Origin of the sequence: Pseudochrobactrum sp. AO18b, assembly GCF_000409565.1 — a bacterium.
Taxonomy (GTDB): domain Bacteria; phylum Pseudomonadota; class Alphaproteobacteria; order Rhizobiales; family Rhizobiaceae; genus Pseudochrobactrum; species Pseudochrobactrum saccharolyticum.
Window position 1 is genome coordinate 1 of sequence record NZ_ANNO01000348.1, and the last position, 1472, is coordinate 1472.

Sequence of the window (1472 nt, forward strand, 5' to 3'; positions counted from 1 at the left end):
AAGCATTTGATAAAAAAACCAGGCCACGCCCAGCAGAGCAATCAGCGACAGGCTGATTGCTCCCAAAGCCAGCAGGGAGAAGACAGCGGTCAGCGTGACGCGACCACCGGCCTTCATCACAGTACGCACATCCACGCCCAATCCCAGACCGGCCATAGCAATCACTGTCAGTGCTGTACTTGCCTCATGCAGCGGAGGCAGCACCGTTTGCGGGATCAGAGACAGGCTGCGCAGCGCCATCATTCCCAGAAAGCCGAGAATAAACCACGGTACCATCTGCGACAGCTTCGGACGGGCACCACCTGACTTCGCGCCGATTACACCGATTGCCACAATAACCGGCCCCAGCATCAGTACGCGCACCAGCTTGACCAATGTACCGATCTGCACACTCAATGCGGCCACAGGGGCTGTTGCGGCCAAGACCTGCGGCACCGCATAGACTGTCAGGCCTGCCAGAATACCATATTGCGCGGCAGACATATTCAGCAGCGGCACCAGCAAAGGCAGACACAAAACAACGACAACACCCAGCACAGCTGTAAAGGCAATCGACGAGGCCACATCATCACTATTTGCACCGATCACCGGTGCTGTGGCGGCGATTGCCGAGTTACCGCAGATAGAATTACCGCAAGCCACCAGCACAGCCATGCGATGCGACAGGCGCATCATCCGGCCAATTGAATAGCTGATACCAATCGACAGCATCACAACACCGGCAATACCACCGATCAAAGCAGGCCCCGCCTGCATCACCGCTTCCGCACTGATAGAAGCACCGAGCAGTACAATTGCAATTTCCAGCACCATCTTGGATGAAAACTGGATGCCTGCATGATAGCGACCGGAGAGACTGAACAGTGAACGCACTGCGGCGCCGATCAGAATAGCCAGCACGATCGATTCCAGCCATGCCCGCCCGAATAACTGCGCTTCGACATACTCCAGAGCATAGGCTGCGATACTCACCAGAAGGCAGAGCATAAATCCGGGTAAAATACGGGAGAAATTAGAACGAAGCTTGTGTGGCATGACTGCTATTCCGATAATTTTTCCAATTCTATCGCTTATTTCAACCATTCATTCCATTTGAAAATATGGTATATTTCATTCAGTAAAATCGAACGATTGAGCGCCATGACCCTTGAACAATTACGGATATTTGCGGAAGTCGCCCGTCAGCAGCACCTGACCCGAGCGGCCGAAAGCCTGCATCTGACACCATCAGCGGTCAGCGCAGCGATTAAAGCGCTGGAAGAGCGCTATGCAACGCAACTGTTCAACCGCATCGGCAGACGCATTGAGCTGAACGAAACGGGGCGTATTTTTCTGCATGAAGCCGAGGCCGTGCTTGCCCGTGCGCAGGCTGCCGAATTGACACTAACCGAAATTACCGGCCTGCAGCGTGGCAGCCTGCATATTTATGCCAGCCAGACTACGGCCAGCTACTGGCTGCCGCCACTGCTGGC

The 1472-nt window shown here is 54.6% G+C and carries 2 protein-coding genes; one reads left to right on the forward strand and one right to left on the reverse strand.

All coding sequences use genetic code 11. From position 1 onward, the window contains the following. Positions 1 to 1035 (reverse strand): YeiH family protein (locus tag A918_RS20515; protein ID WP_156831448.1); only part of this gene is annotated, 1035 nt, incomplete at its 3' end. Between the two features lie 105 nt (positions 1036 to 1140). Between A918_RS20515 and A918_RS20520 the strand changes: the two genes are divergently transcribed. Continuing rightward, positions 1141 to 1472, forward strand: a 332-nt coding sequence (locus A918_RS20520) for a LysR family transcriptional regulator (RefSeq protein WP_033316138.1), incomplete at its 3' end; no start/stop codon positions are given.